General features: G+C 54.8%; 11 protein-coding genes. 5 read left to right on the forward strand and 6 right to left on the reverse strand.

Features of this window, described 5'->3' with window-relative positions; translation table 11 throughout:
• The 3 genes from ACN0X6_RS09710 (at window position 1) to ACN0X6_RS09720 (ending at window position 2,369) form a co-directional block, all read left to right on the forward strand.
• The gene (locus ACN0X6_RS09710) at window positions 1-540 is read left to right on the forward strand and encodes a hypothetical protein (RefSeq protein WP_417703523.1); all 540 of its coding nucleotides are present in this window, start codon (window positions 1-3) and stop codon (window positions 538-540) included.
• Window positions 537-1,823, forward strand: a complete 1,287-nt coding sequence (locus ACN0X6_RS09715) for a hypothetical protein (RefSeq protein ID WP_417703525.1) — start codon at window positions 537-539, stop codon at window positions 1,821-1,823. The genes ACN0X6_RS09710 and ACN0X6_RS09715 overlap by 4 nt, the downstream gene beginning before the upstream one ends.
• A 246-nt stretch (window positions 1,824-2,069) precedes the next feature.
• Window positions 2,070-2,369 (forward strand): hypothetical protein, encoded by a 300-nt coding sequence (locus ACN0X6_RS09720; protein WP_045735162.1) that lies wholly within the window; start codon window positions 2,070-2,072, stop codon window positions 2,367-2,369.
• A gap of 89 nt (window positions 2,370-2,458) precedes the next feature.
• Here ACN0X6_RS09720 and ACN0X6_RS09725 read toward each other — a convergent pair whose 3' ends face one another.
• The 6 genes from ACN0X6_RS09725 to ACN0X6_RS09750 form a co-directional block, all read right to left on the reverse strand.
• Window positions 2,459-4,441, reverse strand: a complete 1,983-nt coding sequence (locus ACN0X6_RS09725; protein ID WP_417703527.1) for a UvrD-helicase domain-containing protein — start codon at window positions 4,439-4,441, stop codon at window positions 2,459-2,461.
• Entirely contained in the window at window positions 4,438-6,501 is a 2,064-nt protein-coding gene (locus tag ACN0X6_RS09730; protein ID WP_045735160.1) for an ATP-dependent nuclease, read from the reverse strand. Before ACN0X6_RS09730 ends, ACN0X6_RS09725 begins: the two co-directional genes overlap by 4 nt.
• An 88-nt stretch (window positions 6,502-6,589) precedes the next feature.
• Window positions 6,590-6,778 (reverse strand): hypothetical protein, encoded by a 189-nt coding sequence (locus ACN0X6_RS09735; RefSeq protein WP_045735159.1) that lies wholly within the window; start codon window positions 6,776-6,778, stop codon window positions 6,590-6,592.
• Between the two features lie 372 nt (window positions 6,779-7,150).
• Window positions 7,151-7,711, reverse strand: a complete 561-nt coding sequence (locus tag ACN0X6_RS09740) for a YkgJ family cysteine cluster protein (protein WP_052716955.1) — start codon at window positions 7,709-7,711, stop codon at window positions 7,151-7,153.
• 176 nt (window positions 7,712-7,887) lie between these two features.
• On the reverse strand, window positions 7,888-8,433 hold the full coding sequence (locus tag ACN0X6_RS09745; RefSeq protein ID WP_417703529.1) for a hypothetical protein: 546 nt from the start codon (window positions 8,431-8,433) through the stop codon (window positions 7,888-7,890).
• An 84-nt stretch (window positions 8,434-8,517) separates the two neighbouring features.
• Window positions 8,518-9,528, reverse strand: coding sequence for a hypothetical protein (locus ACN0X6_RS09750; protein ID WP_045735157.1), 1,011 nt, complete (start codon window positions 9,526-9,528; stop codon window positions 8,518-8,520).
• 379 nt (window positions 9,529-9,907) lie between these two features.
• On the opposite strand from ACN0X6_RS09750, the gene ACN0X6_RS09755 reads away from it, so the two are divergent.
• On the forward strand, window positions 9,908-14,776 hold the full coding sequence (locus tag ACN0X6_RS09755) for an AAA domain-containing protein (protein ID WP_417703531.1): 4,869 nt from the start codon (window positions 9,908-9,910) through the stop codon (window positions 14,774-14,776).
• Window positions 14,769-16,328, forward strand: coding sequence for a hypothetical protein (locus ACN0X6_RS09760; RefSeq protein ID WP_417703533.1), 1,560 nt, complete (start codon window positions 14,769-14,771; stop codon window positions 16,326-16,328). Before ACN0X6_RS09755 ends, ACN0X6_RS09760 begins: the two co-directional genes overlap by 8 nt.
• The last annotated feature ends 199 nt before the right edge of the window (window positions 16,329-16,527 follow it).

Consider the following 16,527-nt stretch of genomic DNA (forward strand, 5'->3'; position numbering starts at 1 on the left):
ATGAGTCGTTATTCAAAGGGTGAAACTTCAGCAGCCAAGCTTCAGGAGAAGCAAGCCAAAACACAAAGCCTGATTACCAAAATATTGCTGATTAGAAAAGCAATCGAAGACCGTCAAAGACTTCCTTCCCTAGACGCACTTAAGAGCAAAAGAGGCATACCGTTCAAGTCCGCCCTTAATTGGTCAGATGCCGACCTTGGAGTTATTTCTTGCTCTTATAATACATCGCGAGAACCCTACAACACTGAGTACTCAGATCAACTAGTAGCCGCCTTAGAAACATACAACAACCTCACACCCACCACACAAACCCTTCCACCTCAAAAGCGAACAACCCAGCGTTCACAGCAAGAAGAAATCTCCACTCTAAAAAATCAAGTCGACTACCTCACAAACACATTAGGCGAAGTCTACAGGGCGTACATGCAACTGGTTGCTAGAGTGGACGAACACACTCGCCAGGACATCAGATATCAGCAAGTTTTGAAAAGCCACACCCTGGCACTTGATAGAGCTCATCTCACCTTGGTGAAACCATGATACATGTAGCAAAAGCTCCGCGTCTTGACTTCCTTTTTAATCACGGCCACACCACACCTCCATCTCTTCCAATGCTTTTTGACTCCCGTGGAAACTTTTGCTGGGAGCTCAATAGCTACCTTACAAGTTTCGGCGGTGGTGCCAACAGCTATGGGGTCCGACCAGCAATTAAAACAGTGTTCAGCTATGCTGATACTCTAAATATCTTCCAAAAATACATAGAACGCAATAAGTTAACCATCTTTGATGTCACTGACGAAACCCTTTACGACTTCGTTAAGTACAAACAAAACTCTAGAACGGCAAACTCGACCACAATCAAGAAAATTGTCCGACGCATATTAGCTCTATTAGAGCACACGCAAAAAGAAAACAAATTCCAGAACCTAATTACCACTGACCCTCGCGCACATAATTTTCAAATTAATGCTACAGAGGATTTCTACAGACTTAACAGGCGGACGCCACTGCGTTTTTTAACCCATCCCTGCCTAGACGAACTAAGGGATACTCCGACCAAGCTAAAAAGCTTCATAAGAAACAATGAACTTAACGCATGGCATGAAGCAATTCACGACTACACATCCAACCAGTATCTAATTGATAGATGGTACATCCTTGCCACATTACTCGAACACACAGGCAGCCGAATAGAAGAAGCCATTAACATCCCAGCAAGCTCCATTATTAATGCCTATAAAAATAACGGCCCTGTAACAAACATCCCCGTTTTAAAAGGAAAATACAAGGGTTGCTTACGCCAGATACTAATACCGAGAGCCGAGCTTCAAGAAATCTACAAATTCGTTCTACTCACTCGTTCCAACCATCCTCACAGCGAGCTTCATGACAGGATATTCGTTAGCGAAGATACTGGATATCCTCTGGCGCGCACCACCTTTAACTCCTATTACAACGTAGTCATCAAGACTTCAAGACACGCAGAACTCCTCAAAGGTATCTCCTATCATAACTTCCGCCACCGGTACTTCACCATATTAGTCGCCAAGAACATCAGTACGCTTTCAAAAATGTCGAAAGCCAATATTCTAGACGTAGCGATGGCCATCGCTCGCAAAGACTCATATCATGCATCCAAGAGCACACTCTCTACTTATATCCACCTCACACAAGATGCTGAAATACAAGACATCCTGAAAGCAGAACCAAATGCGTCCACGACCCTCCATGCGATCCAAAACATTGTCGATGCAACTGACGACAGATCCCCTGATGAGAAGCTCACGGCAATAACGGCATTGATACAAGCCAAGCTCTCTTGAAATGCTACTTCTTCTATTTTCCTAACCCGGAGTGATCAGTGGAAGTGGCATCAAGCGAGAGGGGCATTTGTACCTTTGTACCTTTTCTGGACAGCGGTGAATCGGGGTTATGACAATAGCGTGCATTCTACGGCCCTCCAAATATGGAGCGCCGCTCCAGAAAAAGGACTCACGCTATGCTCTATCTCTCAGATGTCCAGCCTGCCTATTGCCCTAAGTGCGGCAAACCCATGGAGCCGAGGCTGCATGGTTGGTATCCCTGTGGTTTTTCACCAGGCAAAAGCGGTTCCGATCTCTGCTGTCGACTGGGATTGGCTCAAAGCAGGGATTCGAGCTTTGTACGATGCTGGTAACCATCACGGAGCAGTCATCCGCCATCTGGATGGAACCATTGGGACTGGATGCGTCGACAGAGGCATGACCGGCTTGCTAGTCCCCATTTCAGACCCAAGTGAGGAAGTGTACTTCTATGACAATCTCGCAGGGCACTCCCTCATGGCGAAGATCACGTGGCAGAAACTGATTGAAACGGTTACTTCCGATTAACGTGCTCACCTCTTTTTGGCCTGGACAGCGAGCCGCATTCAATTTCCCTAAACACGCTTCTGATCTAAACGGCGAACCACGTGTTCGTATCAAATGTCGATAATTGCCCAGCCTGCCTGCTGCAGTGCTGCCCTCCTCTTGGTCTCGGCTTTACCCTCACCCATCGTGCTTTTTCGCATGGCCAGACAGAGCATGTGGGTCGGCCTGGTCATCCCTACGTACATGAGCATCATGCTCTTCTTTGCGACCTCGTTCGGACGCTTAGCAGCTGAGGCTCTGCCTTCGAGCCACGGCAAGAGCTTGTTGACGAAGTGAGTGCGGTTGTACGTTTCCAGAATCAGGGTCGCAGCATGCGTTTTACCCTTCTCGGCGTGAATCGAAGACAACCGTATATTGACGTTCTCAGAACCGACCTCAAACCTGTATGTGTTGAGAAGCGCACCACCGTTGTCACCTGGGTCTTCTACTAGAGGGGCAGTTGACCAGGCGAGATAGGCTTCAGCATCCGCTGCTGCCTGCAGTTGATCAGAAAAGACCAAATCCGCAGCAAGATCCATCAAGCCTGAGGCAACCGTTGCATCCCATTCCGCCTGGGTAATATCAGCGGGGCTGAACAACAGCCGTTCGAGCCATCCGCGATAAGCGGCGACCACTCCAGCACGACCGGCAAGATGCTGTTCGACGCATTGATGACTGCGAGACCTTGCCACAATCGCGTCCCTGGGAAACGCCAGGCGCACCAGGGTTAACAGGCAGGACGCTATCAGTTCCACGCTTAGAGCCGCAGTTGCATCCCTAGCAACATAGCGACGAGCGATATGCACACCCTCTGAAAACGTACGCGGCTTGAACGAAGGCTTATTAACCTCTGACTGATACGGAGCCCAGTAATGCTCAACCGCTTTGGGGTAGTGCTCTGGCTTGTCATTCTCCAGTCGATGTACCGCTCCAACCGCATAGACACCTGATGTCCGGACATCTGCAGGTAGGTGCTGGATCAACAGCTGCCCATAGGCATCCAGGACATTGCTCACGTCGCCATCAGGGAAGACGATGATGGTGTTGGGAGCAAGCTGGTTTGCACCACTCTGCCGTAACCCTACCAGACCGCCAGTGATTGGCAGGTAGGCAAAGGGATTGGCGATGGACGCGATCGACTGATTGAAACGGAAGCTACTAGCGATTTCCATGGTGCTCGATTGATCAGGGAACGGCTCTGGTAGCTCCACCTCCAATTCGAAGATTTCCTGGTTGGGATCCCCAACCCTGATGACACAAACATCTGGATCCTGACGCGGGAAAACCTTGCTCAAGATGTTGGCCTGCTCATACCGCGTATCTTGCATCTCATCGACCATAACGCAGGGAAAGCGCGCTCGCAAAGCGCTCGCTACCTCAGGCTCGTCAACCAGCAGAGCATTAGCCAAGACGAACACTTCATCGAAGCAAAAATGCCCTGTCTTCGCTGCATGAGTCATCGCTTTGCAGGCATTTTTGTAGGTGTCCGTATGAGCCCCGAATTTCAGACTCCAACCGGTTAGCGGGTTGTCGAAATCGACAGTTTTTAAGCGCAAACTTTCCACTTTGATGAACGCCGATTCGAACGTTCTCTTCATGCCCGCGTATTCCCAGGGTTTTAGTGCTTTCCGGCGGACGGCATGCGTAAGTTCATCGTCGATGGCAGTGAGTGGAATGCCCTTCGAACGCAGCCACGGTGAAGCAAGGAATCGCCCAGTGAAGCCATGGATGGTATCGATGTAGTGTGGGTAGCGAAGCAGACGCTGCCCAATCTCCGAGCCTCCCAAGCGATGCTCAATTTCCTCCCGAGCTGCGTTGGTATGTGAAAGAACGCAGATACCCTGAGTTCGACTCTTCCAATGGCGAGCGAGGATAGCCAGCTTGGCCACCACCAACGTGGTCTTGCCGCTACCAGGGCAAGCAGAGACGTCTAGTGTGCTCATGGATTTCAGGAAGCTACGTCGAGGCTCGTCCAACGCCTCCAGCTTCATGAGTTTGGTGACCCACTCCACATCGCCATCGGTTATCGGATCGATGAGCTGGGCCAGGTTCATTCCTCGCTCTCCTCAACAGCCGCTGAGGTGCCGGCTACCGTGCCCATTGCAACCGGTGTGAGCGTAGACCCCGTCGGCGGTACAGCTGAGCCACTGGTGGCGTATTCAATCGCGTGAATCACAGATTTAGATAGCGAGCCACGCAGAGTTGCCACATCTAGCTTATTAGCCTCGAAACGCTCTTCTATCAGGTCGATCAGGTGCTGGGCAGTGATGGTTTTGGAGGCTTTCTTGACCAGCTTGTAGACAGCGGAACACCTAGCCTCCGTTGTGGAGTGGGCTGTCTCGATGGCCTGGAATGCGGTTTCAGCGTCAACCAAAAGAGCTGCTCTAGTCACCTTTCCCTGATCAACCTTTTCCTCGTTGATCGCGAGGTAAGCCGCTGCGTGCACTTCCCGCGCAAGACCGGAAAAGGCCAGGTCATATTCGAGTGTCCAGTGGTCAGCAACGAAGGTTCGAACGCACTGCCCGTCGCTTGCCATCCGCTTCTGGCGGTGCTCAGCCATACCGGCTTTTTGCTCTGCAGCAGTCGCGCCGAAATCTCGCACAGCCTTCCAGCGACGGGTAGTACTGTTCCACTTGGGATCTGTTGGCCCCGTTACCAATTCGTGAATCTCAGGCGCGCAGTCAGGCATGACATCCATGTCGGTAATGCAGGCCGTAGGAATGGAGATTTCACCCTTGCTCGTATCTCGGCGCTGCATAATCTTGGAGTAGCGACGCAACCCCACACCGCCCACATTAATCACCGACACACCATGCTTGGTCAGGTCTTTTCCAAGCCTACGCGCAAGGGCTGGCAGCAGGATCGCCTCAGCATCGCCCTCCACCACCAATAGTCCTTTGGCGAAGAACAATCCTGCCTTCGTGACGTCCAGGAAGCGGCTGAGGAATCGATAGTCATCGGCGCCCAAGCAGGTCTGATCTTCAGCCAGCGAGAACGCGCGCCCTCGATGCATGAGAACAAGATTCTGGATCGGAATCTTTGAGCTCAGATTCGGGCTGTGAGTGGTCAGAATCACCTGAACCGGTCTCAAACCGTCCGCAGGTTTCGCGGCCTTCTCAAGAAACTCCATGAGCTGCAGTTGCCGCTGCGGGTGCAGGTGAGCCTCAGGCTCTTCTACCAATAGAAGCGGCAGGCCGTCTGGCTCCTTTCCAAGCAGGAGGAGCTCGCAGGCCATAAACAGTACGTTGTTTGAGCCCAAACCATAAACGCCCCGGGACTCGCCCGAAGCGTGATCAAGCAACCCGAGCTCCAAGCGCTCAAGGATATGTTTGAGCCTCGCATCCTCGGTACCCCCCTCGCCGAAACTGATACGGCTTGTCAGGGGCTGCCCCACAAGAGAAAGCGGGGCCAGGTAGTTTTGGTTAATGGCATGTTCAGCACTGACGATAGCGCTGTGCTTTCTCACCAGATAGCGCATGTAGTCGCCCATGCCAGCAATGCTCAACGCTTCTGCATCGACGGGGCTAGCAGGCGGGGTCGCGGTATCGAAAGCGCTTCCGACATCGATGCTTGGGAAGCTGCTCAAGACCTGAGAGAGCCGGGAATTTCGGCCTGGCGACATCTCGCGCTCTGCATCACGTAATGGTTTCAAGTACGCAGTGGCGAGCAGAAGACGGGCCCCTGCATCCAGGGACGGCCCTTCCCCATTCTCACCAGAACGCACTGAAATATCCACCCATCTGCGGGTTAGAGTTGAGCCTTGGACACGCGTGGCAGACCAATGGATGTGTAGACGACCTACGCCGTTTTTGTAGGTGACATACTCAGCGAACGCTCCCAGTTCGGCCTTACTCAAACCATCTAATGTGCACCTCAGCGTGATGGTGCTGGCCTGAGCTCCGCTGTCATCGATATGGAAGTCTTGGAGTTGAAGCTTCAGGTATTCGGCATCACGGGTTTGCAGTACATACCGGATCGCATCGATGACGGCTGTTTTACCTGCGTCATTTTCCCCGACCAACGCGGTAACACCTGGGTTGAAGGTGACTTCCAAGCCACAGTTAGCCTGGCCAAACTGGCGGAAATTTTCTAGTTTCAAAACGGATAGATACACGATTAGGCTCCCTGTTACTTATGACGAGGCAGGGACGCCTATCTTGGCCGTTTCCGCCAACGCAGTATTCATCCCTGATGAAAGGTAGCTATATGATCTTGCCCAGCAACCGTGGACACAGTTTCAAGCACTCATCCGGGCCACGCACGCTCTCCAGGCCGGCAACGCCAATCAGGCGCTGAGCCAATGCCAGGTCGCCCCCTTTCAATTTTCGATTCCATGCGCGAGAGGCAGTCCAGACCGCATAGCGGTGCTTGTGCTGATGAATGTCGTACATGGGTGGCTTCCATTCCGAGAGATGGGGATGCTATCAGAGCTTTCGGCAATGACTACCAATTCCAGGACTGCGACGCGAAAACTTGCGCGGGCAGGCAATGGCACACGGGCCAGTACAACGCATGGGCTCGGGAGATCAAGGACAGCCAGCTGCTGTGGAGTTATCGTACAGCCCACGCTAGGCGTCGCTATCGTCGAAGCTGTCGGGCACTGCACTCTCTGCAACCGCCACACTCGGTTCCTGTTCTGCCTGCATCACGACATGGGGTTGACCATGATCGAGAATGGCCAGTGGCGAAGGTGGGAAGCGCGCCGGCGCTCAATGATCGGCCGGGCCAGGCTGCACCGGCTCATGCATACCGGCGTATGAGCCTCAGCGCGATGGCGCGGCTCCGAAGACTTGGCGAATATCGCCAAGTTTGCCCATCCCCCGCACCAGATCGAAGGCCAGCTGTGCTTCACTGGATTGCACCCTGGCAAAATCGCCAGCAAACGACTTCTCTGGAGCGCACCACTCGGCCGTTGGCGCCAGGCTGTGATGCCGACGGCAGGAATACGGCCTTGCCGTATAGATTGAGCACGCCCCGTTCATCAGGAATGGACATGGCTGCCCAGTGAAGTTGCCGGGCGCACTGGCCACTTTCAGACGTTTCTTCTTCGCGACTTGCTCGATGAACTGAACCTCAACCTCGGAAATTGAGACCGCATAGTGGCAGCAGCTGGAGCAGCCTTTCTTGCATGGCGTGGGTGCTATGTACTTGGCGAGGTCGTCCAGGAACTCATAGATGGCCGCCAGCTTCTTCAGTGGCGAAAGCTTCGATGCTTCCAACCTGGCCGTCAGGCCCGCCTCCTTCTTCAGGATGGCAGGTGGGAGGCTGGCGATGATGCGGGTGCAGTTCTCGCGTGCAAATTCTTGATCGTCTTGAAGGCTCATCAATACGGTCCCAACCTTGGTTGTCTGTCATATGCGGCTGTCTGCGCGGCCTGCACCTGTCCTTGCTCGGTCGCAATGAGCAATGCTGCAACTCGGGCCGTCGAACCATGGTATTGGATCGAACAGCCCGCGCGAAGACCGAGCCAACCACGATCAGGCCCCGGTGCTGGCGGCACTCAGTCGACCTTCTCCATCATTTTGAGAATGTGATCATAGGCTTGCTCGGACGCCTCGTCCTCATCGTCAGTGCCGAAGATCTCTTGGAGCGTATCAAGCTCATCGTCTCCGACCTCAACCTCTTCATCATCGAAGTCATCATCCATATGAGTTTCTTCCGTGTCGCTGGCAGGCATGCTTTGAGCGTCAAGCGTACTGCTTAGCCCAGGCTCACTCGAAGCCAGGCTGGTCGTGGAGGTGAACATTTTATCCACGAGAGAGTCAGTTTTTGCCTTGGCGTCCGTGAATTCTTGGCCCACATCTACGTCTCTCGTAACCATCGCTTTGCTGATCGCAGCCCAGCTTTTGACGCCCTCCTGGCTCTGCTCTACACCTTTTCTCTCCAATGACTTTCGCAGAAGACCAGAAGCCACATCGGCGTCGTACTCCTCTTCTATGGCCATGTAATTGGTGTAGTTGTGAAGCAGGTTTGCCGTGCCGTTGGGCTTGTGTGCAGGCTCACCTGCACCTGGAAGCCCCGAGCTTTCTTTGTCATCGTCCGCCATGTTTAATCCTTCGTCTGAGATGGCCGTTTGGGTCGGTTAACCTGCAATTCCCGAGGCAATGCGCAGGCAGAATTGTCAGCTTTGTTATTCAGGCATCGTTTGAATGGTAAAGGGTATATCGACATAAGCGCCTCCATCAGGCTGAGCAGTCACATTCAATCCCGCTCGGCACACGAGCGCATCTAAAACGCTGCTGATGGATAAAAAGGCGTCCATGTCTGTCCATTCACCATACCTGTCGGCAAGCCCGCTGCACGCCTCGCTGAGGTTTTGGAGAAATGGCTCAAACCAGTGGCCTACTATTACGGATGTCAAATCATCGTGCTCCCGCCAGTGGGTGTCCCTGCCTCGCAAATTCCCTATGCAGTAGCCGCCGAACTTCAGGAGATTTCCACAGTTACGATAGATCTCTGACAAAACTTGCTCAACATTCCCGTGGATGCGATAGGCGCGGATCAGCTCGTTGTTGCGGTCATCCAGAGTCTGGAGGTCGGCAAGGAGAGTCTGGTTGTATCCATCAGTTGGATCGGTGCCAAAAGGAGCCGAAATCCAGGTCACCGCATACTCATCCCACACAGCAAAAATGGTGTTCCACCGCAGGGTATCGAGCAGTGGAAACTGACGCTGTAAAATCACATTGGGAAAGCATCGGTCGAACTGCTGCGTAACCTCCACGTGACCGCATTCGTGAGCGAGTACATGGATGGCGGTGCGAATGCCTTCCTCGTCTGCATTATCAAGCAAAGGCAACAAAACAGGCGCTCGCACAAGTATATGGGACTTCAGCTCACCTTCACGGATCACCGACGGCGTCATGGCTACGCCATATACGTGGGATTTGGTAGCTTGCAACTGGTGCGACGAGTCATAGCCTCTATCGAGTTCAAGAAGCGCCTGATCGTAGTCAAAAGCAACAGTCACTCCGTCTAGCGTCTGGAGTCCTATGTGCCTCCCAAGCGCTCGAATGATCTCGCCTACGAGCGTCGCAAGCAGGGTCGCTGTTTCGGCCTCGGCAAATCCCCGAGCCTGTACTGAAAATGAAGGCGGAGCGGTAGACTCAGCTGCATCGTCACTGATGGATTGCTCGCGCCCCATACGCTCTCCTGTAGCTGACGCTATGCGCCACATTCTTTGCGGTTTTCGACAATATCACCCCGTCTACCGCTTTGGCGCATCCAGTTTCGGTACTTCAGTACTGGCCGCTTCTGGCCGGTTATAGCCTGCCGCCACCGGCAGCTGTGGGTCGCTTTCTGCCCCCCTCTATCGGCAGAGCTCGACCCAAAGCAGCCAGTCACCCACCGCATGCTAATTCACAGAGTGTACAAAGGAGCAATTGGGCTTTCCGCGGATAGCTTAAGCTTCTTCCGAAAGCGTGATAGCACAATTCAGGAACGTGATGGCACAATCCGAGAGCAGGGCGAACAATCCAATGTAGATGGCTGGCGAGTAAATCAGGCTAGGGAGGGTCTCAACTTTGCGCATCAACTATCTCAGCCCCCGGGGTGTCCTGGAGGTCGAACATGCTGCCTTACGCGAGCTCGAAGCGAAGTTACCACGCGAATGGGGTGCTTACGCAGCATTTCGATTGGTAACGCGTGGTTCCAAACAGCCGTTGGACATTGATCTACTGCTATTGACGACCAATAGAATCCTAGTCGTCGAATTGAAGAACTGGTCCGGCGACATTACATATTCGTCCGGTCAGTGGTTTCATCGCGGGACTCCCATGCCGTCGCCTGTCGATACAACAGACAACAAGGCTCGCGCTTTGAAGCAGCTCATTCAGGAGAAAATCCCTTCCCTGAAAGTGCCCTTCATTGAGTCGCTGGTAGTTCTGTGTCATCCAAAGTGCCGGTTGATTAGCTTTCCGGACGAGCAGCGCCGCTTCGTCACAACACTCCCCGAGTTCGTGCATGCGGCTTCCAACGGGACACGCTACAAGACGCGCTTCCCCGACATTCCCCCGAAATGGAGCTATCGCTCCGCAGACCCCTTGCCCCACCGTCAGCAGTACAACACCATTTTTTCTAATTCCAACCCATCGGTACTCAAACGTCGCACCGTGCTGCATGGCTTTGAGCAGATTGAGGATCAGGCGGACTACGTACACCCACGCAATATCTGGTCGGAGTTCCTCGCCGAACATCAGGAGAACCGAAGCTCAAAAGCGCTGCTGCGAAAGTGGAATTTCGAAGAGCTTGCCAGCGGCGGCACGTCCACCGTCGAGCGACAGACAATCGGTCTTCGCGAGCTACGCTTGAACGAGGCGCTGCGTGTCCAAGCTCCCGGACTTCATGAGGACCTGCTAGAACCGATCGGTTCCGCGACGGCAGACGACATCACTACCAACTTCGTCGAGGCGTACCGACTTCCAACGGGTATTGAACGTCTCTCCGAGCACTTAGAGCGCAACAGCAACAAGAGCGAGCTAGACCGACGCTTACTGGCAAAAAGCATTCTGGCACGCTTCTCGAAACTACACGCACTGGGGATTGCTCATCGCGACATCACTAAACGTACGCTGTGGGTACTCGAACCGTCCCGTGTGATCCTGTCTACATTTGCTGCCGCGCGGGTGCCCCAGGCACAGACCGTAGGCGTTCATCGTATCGAGCTAGAAACCGGGTCCATCGAACTGCCGGAAGATGAAGGCGTCGCCGCACAGGCTCGCTCAATCGATCCCTTCGCTCGCGACGTATTCCTACTCGGGGTGCTGGTCTACGAGATGCTGGAGAGCCACGAGTTAGAACGGCTCAACAACGTACCGGTCTATGACGATACAGTCACACTCGTCGTCCCAGCTCTGGCGCCGTGGTACGCCAAAGCCATGGATCTGGATCCTAAAACGCGCTACCGCAATGCTTCCGAGGCGCTTGACGCGTTGAACGACTGTTTGTCGGTTGATGCTGGACCAGACGTCTGTGCTGAAGATTTCGAGGGCTACGAGACCGACGCCAGTCTAATCACCTTTCCGATTAAGCATACTATTTCGACTCATCCCACCAAGATGGTTTACGAGTCGGAGCAGAACGGTGAGCGGGTACTGGTGAAGTGCTGGCCACAACTCAAGTACGACCCGAAGTATCTAGCGCGCAACCTACGTGTGCTCGCCTTCCTCCAGCAAGCCAGGTCTATGCGACAGTCAGGGTTCGATGCAGCCCCTGAAGTTTTGGATTTTGGCTTGAGCATGTTTGGTTTGATGCTGGTCACGCGATGGGCAGAAGGTCAGACGCTAACCGAGTGGCTGGCAAACAACCCAGAGGGGAGGCACCGCGCTCTCGTCGCGCACGCAGTGCTCAATGCCGTGCAGCGTCTCCACGTCTTGGGGCTGTCCCACGGCGATGTGAAAGCGGATAACATCATCGTATCGCAGACGGCGGAGGCACAGCTGCCGCAGGTCGTGCTGGTAGACATCCCAGACCTAAGCGCCGATGGAGACGAAGGAGTAACGGTTGGTATGGTGCCTCCGGCTCTGGAGTGCGCATCCCCGCTTCACCGTGACGCGTTTGCAGTGTGCACGCTTGTACTGACGCTGTTGCCTGACGCTTTCGCGGCCACGCGAAGCGACGTGAATCGGGCCATTGCGCTGGTAGACACACTGCCACCGCTGGACTTGCTGGCCGAGACGCTGCAGGACGAGCTTTACCCAAAACAGCGTTCAATCTCGACGTTCAAGGCAACCCTAAAGCGCCGCGGCCGTAGTGGTTCTTCGTCTTTGGATCTGGTCTCCAACAATGGCGAATACTCGGTGCGCGCGACCCGGCATGCCGAGACTGGACACGTTCGATTTAACATCGTCGGGGTGCGGCAAGAGCTCTACATCAAATACGACCCAAAAGAGGACGCTGTGCTTGGCTCCGCAGTTAAGGAGGTTGACCATATCGATTTCGTCAGCGCCCACCGCAGCAAGGCCTTTTCTCTGAACGGAGAGATTCACGTCACCTTTGCGGAGGAGGCCGACGTCACCGCACTCGCCGGTTTGCTGTACGAACTCTACCGCGCGAATGTGCTGGATGATCTGGAGGGCAATGAAGCGGCCGTAGCACTCGGTGCCGACCCCTACGCCCGCCAGTCCGGGGGCTCACCCTCGCAAAGAGTATCGGCAACAGCGCTCTGGACCGCGCTATCCGATACCGATGAGATGAACGTCACCAAGATTACTGTGCGGAAAGGGGCGAAGCAATTCTCGCCGGATAGCGAGGAGTGGGTCATCCCCTTCGACTGCGAGGCGGGCGTACTCGATTTCTCGGAGGGCGAAGGTATCGAGCTGATGGAGCGCGGTGTGGACGCTATCGACGGCAGCGACCGATGGTTTACTGTCGGCTGGGTCTCACCCGACCTCGGACGCGACGTGATGCGGGTGCGCTCCAAAAACATGCGCTTCTCGCCGAAGACAGGAGATACCTTGCACGTCCGCGGTACCTTCGAAAAGGCGGCGTCTGAGCGGCGGGTCGCAGCAATGAAGCGGGTGCTCGCTGGCGGAGGCCTCATTCCTTCGCTTGTTGACTACTTCGATCCGGACACCGAACGAATGCCGAAGTGCCACGTCGCGATTGACCTAGGTGACCTAAGCAACTACGAACTGAACCCCTCCCAGGAAGAGGCATTGCGGACCGCTCTATCCTATGGCCCAATTTCACTGCTGCAGGGGCCGCCAGGAACAGGGAAGACCAAATTCATTGCGTCGTTTGTTCACTTGCTGCTGTCGCGAGGGCTGGCTCATAACATCTTGCTGGTCAGCCAATCACATGAGGCCGTGAACAATGCCATGGACAAAGTGGCTGGTTCGCTGCGTGCGTCGTGCATGGATGTGCCTATGGTGCGCGTCGGCCTTCAATCAATGGTGTCGCCCGGACTCCGTAACGTCCAAGAGGATTCGCTACGTCAGCGCTACCGCGAGAGCTTCGACGCGGAAATCACGGATCGTGTGCGAGCGGCGGGCGTGGCTATGGGGCTTCCAGAAGGCTACGTGCGCTCCGCAACAAAGCTTCACATCACACTGGGTCCGATGCTCCAAAGCATTGACCGCCTCATACACACGATAGACGAGGCCGATAGTAAGGACCCCTCGGCTAAGGAGCATTTGCGACGGCTCAAGCGGGTATTCGTCGAGGTCGCGGAGCGTCAGTTCGGCATTCATGCATCGACCGGAAATGACGCGGCCAGCCTACGTGACTTAATAGGCCAAAAACTTGAATCGTTGGCTCAACAGCACGGTTCACCGAGTCCGGCTAAATGCGCTCGGCTGGAGCAGATCGCTCGTCTATCGACGGAGTTTTCCCAGGTGCTACGTAGCCCACGCTCCAACTACACTGCTTTCCTCGCGCGCAGCTCCAGCATTGTGGCAGGCACCTGCGTAGGCGTTGGAAAGCAGGCACTGGGTATCACAGAAGTTCCCTACGACTGGGTCATCGTCGACGAGGCCGCACGGGCATCGCCGATGGAGCTCGTTGTTGCGATGCAAGCGGGAAAGCGCGTGCTACTGGTGGGCGATCACCTACAACTGCCGCCGTCGTACCCCCGCGCCGTTGAGGACCAAGCGTCGGCCCTACTAGGAATGCAGCGCAAGGACTTCCGGCGGATGAACAATTTCCAACGCGCGTTCTCATCGAATTATGGCCAGTCGGTGGGAAGAACATTACGCGTGCAATACCGTATGGCGGAGCACATCAACCGACTCGTATCACACTGCTTCTACGCAGATGCACTTGAGGTCGGACGTGCGCCTCCAGGAGCAGAGTACGAGAAGCTGCCCGCATTTCTCGCTTCGCAAGTTGTGTGGATCGACACCCAAGATCAGGGCCGCGAGGCCTTCCACGCTCCGGCTGGTACCCACGAAGGTGCCCTCGTGAACGAGCAGGAAGCCTTGGCCGTCGTGGAAGTGGTTCGAGCAATCCTGACCTCAGCTGTTTTTTTGGAACAGGTCCAAGCGCAGGAGGATGACCATGAGCCCATCATCGGAGTCATCGCCATGTACTCTGATCAGCGCGACATGATCCGGGATAAGCTTGAGCAAGCTGAATGGGCATCCGGGCTTCGTCACTGCTTCTCCGTTGGTACAGTGGACAGCTATCAGGGCAAGGAGAACCGCATCATCGTGCTCTCAGTTGTGCGCAACGACACCAGCGAGAACATTGGCTTTTTGAGCGATCCAGAGCGCATCAACGTTGCCATGTCTCGATCAAAGGATCGGTTGGTGATCGTCACTTCCTCGGCCATGTGGCGTTCTCGGACGGGAACGCCGATGAAAAGCGTGCTCGACGAAGTCGAACGCCTCGCAGAGAAAAAACTGGCCACGTTCGTACCATCCAAGGAACTGAAGCGGAGCCTGTCCAATGCGTGAGCGTTTCAATACCGTCGCTGTAGCGATTCCAGCGCAGCTTTTCAACGTGCGCTGTCATGTCTCCATCGACCGCCAGGTTCCAGTCATGACGGACTTCGCCGTGCGCTTACTTCACCTGAGCGGTCCTCTGGAGGTCGGCGCGCTGCGGGAGTATTTCGGCCTATCCGCGAGCGATATACGGAATCTGCTTGAGCTCTTACGAGAAGAAGGTCTCGTCGGAGAGAGCAACGGCCGCATCTCGCTAACTTCCTATGCTGAGTCGCGCTTCGCGGGTTCATCAGAAGGAATGCCGCGCTTCTCGAGGATCGCTGAGCGGCAAAGCCGACCCGTCTTCGAGCTATTGAGTTACACGCCACTGCCCAAGGCGCTATCGAGTAGCTACTGGGACAACGCCTTGGAGCTAAATTGGAACACGGACGACCCCACAGCAGGCAAGACAATTGATAAGGCAGAGGCCGCGTTTCACAAGCATTTCCTCGATATCGAACGCTTCGAACAGGAAGATGAAAACAAGCGTGCTTACGCTTGTTACAAAGTGGACGAGATCCGTGCTGGGCGCCCGTTCAGCGTCCCCCTTCCCGTCCACTTCGAAGTAGATGTCGAGGGCAACGTCGCGTTTGAGATCGACACGCAACTCGAACTTCTGCCTGAGTCACTACGCTCGCAGGTGCGAACCCTAACATCCGACCGGATCGCCGCCCTCTCAACCCGGACCAATCACCTGCGCACTTTCATCGAGCTCTTCGACGATGAACTGCTCTCGCGATATTTGCTGACGGCGCAGGCTAGCGGGGAGAGGACCGCATTGATCAAACCCGATGGGCGGATCGGCCTGCGCAAAGACCAGGTGATCGACTTCGGGCGGTATGTACGCGATGTGCATGGCCAGGCGAATGGCGAAATGTACGATGCCGGCAATAGCCAAGCGCTTCTTGGCGCCCCCTATATGCCCAAATGCCAGTCGCGTTTTTTGAATGGACTGAGTAAGGCCCTCGCTGCATCCAAGCGGGCTACGAACATTGAGCGGCCAGCGGCTATCTTCTGGATGATCCCGGATTCTGATCTATGGGGGCGCACTAGCCTGGTTCGCGATCTTATCAACGACATCCAGGCCGCGCTCAAGGAGAGCTTGGGTACAACGCTGGAAGTCGTTGCCATTGCGCCCTGCCGCCAAGAGGAAAACAGGGATCGCCTCGTCAAGCGCGCACGTCATCTGCTTGATGCGGGTTTCAGTCGCGTATTTCTAGGTCCATACCAACCCAAGCAGGAGTGTTTCGAAGTTTTATTGATCCCTGGCATCTTCGGCGCGGCGACTTACCAATGGGTAGTGCCAAGCGCAGATCGATACAACGTGCCCTTGGGGTTTGTGAGCCAGTCCGATGCGAAACTGCAGAAGATGGCGGAGTTTACTCGGGCTATCTTGACGTCGTCGCTCTATGGCTCAGGTCGGAGGAACGGCAGCACACCTGAAGGACGCGGGTTTTGGTTCAACGACGCAGACGTGAGCGATTTCTCTTTCCTTGATCGCTATGTCAAGGCTGTTGGCCGATGAAGTGCGTGAACAGTTCGAACCGCAAGCAACTCGCCGATTGCCGACCTTCTATGCGCTGCAAGTTTTGGACGGGAATGGTCAGCAACGAGCCCGATCGCTCTGCACACTACCGATGACAGAGGCCAAAGAGCCCAAGGAATAGTGGCGAGCTATGCGAAAGCCTGTCGGTTTTGCATGCGACTGAACAGTATCGGCTGGT

It is taken from the genome of Pseudomonas sp., from assembly GCF_048269965.1.
In the GTDB taxonomy this organism is placed as follows: domain Bacteria; phylum Pseudomonadota; class Gammaproteobacteria; order Pseudomonadales; family Pseudomonadaceae; genus Aquipseudomonas.